The following is a 2901-nucleotide window of genomic DNA, read 5'->3' as shown; positions in this document are numbered from 1 at the left end:
TCAGCAGCGCCCCGCCCGCCAGCGTCAGCATCACCACCGGCCAGTCGGGTGCCCAGCTGAAGCTGAAGATCTGGGTGATGACATACCAGGCCGCGGTCAGCCCCAGCGCCAGCGCGACCAGCGCCAGCAGCGCGGCGAGCAGGCCGTATTCGAGCGCCTGCGCCGACAGGATCTGCCGCCGCGTCGCGCCCAGCGTCTTCAGGATCACGCTGTCATAGATGCGCGCCTGACGGCTCGCCGCGATCGCGCCGATCAGCACCGCGATGCCCGAGAGGATCGCGATCGACCCCGCCGCTGCGATGGCGGTCGCGATCTGGGTCAGGATGGTGGTCACCTGGCCGATCACGTCGCGCACCTCGATCACCGAGCTCGACGCGAACCCGGCTAGCACCGCCTTGCTCACCGCGCGTTCCTTCACGTCCGCGTCCGCCATGCCCTTGAGCGAGACCGTCGCGGCGAGGTTATGCGGCGCATCGCGCAATGTGTTGGGGCTGAACACCATCACATAGTTGAAGCCCATCGTGTCCCAGTTGATCTGGCGCAGCGAGGCGATCCTGGCGGTGAACTCGCGGCCCAGCAGGCTGACGGTGAGGCTGTCGCCGACCTTGAGGTCGAGGACGTTGGCCATCTCGCGGTCGATCGAGACCAGCGGCGGGCCGTCATAGCCCTTCGGCCACCATTGTCCGTCGATCAGCTCGCTCCCTTCCGGCAGCGTCTCGGCATAGGTGAGCCCGCGCTCGCCGCGCAGCACCCAGGCGTTTTCGGGAATGTCCTTCAGGTCCGCGACGCGGATGTTCTTGTAGCCGGTCACCGTTCCGCGCAGCGAAGGCACGGTGTTGACCGCCGCGCCGGGCGCCGCCTGTTCGACGATCCGGCGGAACTCGTCGCCCCGCGCCACCGGCACATCGAGCACGAACAGGTTGGGCGCTTCCTTGGGCACGGTGCGGGTGATCTCGTTGGTGAGGCTGGTCTGGATGCCCGCCAGGATGACGAACAGGGTGAGCCCCAGTCCCAGCGCCACCACCAGCTGGCCGGTCTGCGCACCCGGCCGGTGCAGATTGGCGAGCGCCAGCCGGAGCAACGGGGCCTTGGGGCGCGGCAGGCGCGAGGCGGTCCAGCGGATCGCCCAGCCGATTCCTGCGAGCATCAGCAACACGCCCGTCGCCGCCGCGATGAACCAGGCGGAGAATATCGCCTCGCGCGCGGTGACCAGCGCCAGCGTGACGATGGCGGCGATGCCGATGCCCACCGCGATCATCGTCGCGCGATCGGGCCAGCGGTTGCCCTCGACCAGCGACCGGAACAGCCCCGCGGCGATATTCTCCGCCTGGTTCATCGCGGCGGCAGCGCGAAGATGAACGCGATCAGCAGACCATAGGCGGCGCTCACCGCCAGCGGCAGCGGATGAATCGCAAAGCCCGGCTTCACCGGCAGCACATCGCCCGCCGCCGCGATGATCGCCGGCGGGATCAGCGCGCCCGCGATCAGCCCCCCCAGGATCGCCAGTGCCGACACCGCGAGGATCTGCACCAGATAGATGCGCAGGATATCGCCAGAGCCCGCGCCGAGGATCTTGAGCGTTGCGATGCCCTGGCGCTTGGTGGCGAGATACGAGGCGACGCCGTTGCCGACGCCGATCCCGGCGATCACCAGCGCGGCCAGCCCCACCAGCGACAGGAACTGGCCCATGCGCTCGATGAAGCGCGCGGTGCCCGGCGCGCCGCGATCGCGGTCGCGCAGCTCGAGCCCGGCTTCGGGAAACTCTGCCTTCAGCCGCTCGATCGATTGCGCCGGGTCTGCCAGCGGGCCGACCTTCACGCGATATTTCGCCTCGTACATACTGCCCGGCTGGATCAGCCCGGTGCGCTGGATGCCGAGATCGGAGACGAGCGCGACCGGGCCGAGCGTGAAGCCCTCGCCCAGCCGGTCGGGTTCGTCGAGGATGATGCCGCTGATCGTGAACTCGGCCTCGCCGAAGCGGATGCGGTCGCCGGTCTTCAGGTCGAGCCGGTCGGCCAGCCCCGCCCCGATCACCGTGCTGGCGGGATCGAGCGGCGCGTATTTGCCCGATTGCAGCGTCAGCGTGCCATAGAGCGGGTAATCGTAATCGACGCCCTTCAGCTCGGCGAGGATCGCATCGGGGCCGGTGCCGCTCGCGCGCGGCGCGGTGCGCTGCGCCATCGCTTGCATGCGCACGGTTTCGGACAGCACACCCTCGCGCTCGAACGCGGCGAGTTCGGCCTCGCTCGCGAGGCGCTGCGACATCGTCACCTCGAAATCGCCGCCGAGGATCACCTGGCCGCGCTGCGACAGCTCGCCGGTGATCGACGCGGTGAGGCTGCCGATCGTCGCCAGGGTCGCCACGCCCAGGAACAAGCAGATGATGAGCAGGCGAAGGCCACGGAAGCGCCCGGACAGGTCACGCCGCGCAATGCGCCAGATCTGCGCCCAGGTCATGCGCAAGCTCCAGCATTCCCGTCATTCCCGCAAAAGCGGGAATCCCGCTTTACCGTCGCGCAAAAGCGGGATTCCCGCTTTTGCGGGAATGACGATGAAACGCATGCCACAATCATTGTACCGCGCCCCCCGACCGATCGGCGACGATCACTCCGTCGCGCATCTCGATCACGCGGTCGCAATGCGTCGCGAGCGAGGGATCGTGCGTGATGATCAGCAGCGTCGCCCCGCTCGCACGCTGGCGGCTGAACAGCAGGTCGATGATCGCCTCCCCGGTCGCGCCGTCGAGGTTCCCCGTCGGCTCGTCGGCGAAGATGATCTCCGGACCCGGCGCCATGGCGCGCGCGATCGCGACGCGCTGCTGCTCGCCGCCCGAAAGCTGGCTGGGATAATGCGTGACGCGGTGACCGAGCCCGACGGCTTCGAGCTCACGCTGCGCGGTGC

Annotated in this window: 2 pseudogenes; both read right to left on the bottom strand. The window is 68.8% G+C overall.

Annotated features, from left to right (window positions below):
• Positions 1–2457, bottom strand: a pseudogene (locus DM995_RS17405) (ABC transporter permease); the annotation flags it as partial.
• Positions 2458–2569: 112 nt separating this feature from the next.
• Positions 2570–2901, bottom strand: a pseudogene (locus DM995_RS17400) (ATP-binding cassette domain-containing protein); the annotation flags it as partial.

Source organism: Blastomonas sp. UPD001 (assembly GCF_003426715.1).
Classification (GTDB): Bacteria; Pseudomonadota; Alphaproteobacteria; order Sphingomonadales; family Sphingomonadaceae; genus Blastomonas.
The sequence above is the reverse complement of the archived record's forward strand: the minus strand, read 5'-3'. Positions and strand labels throughout refer to the sequence as shown.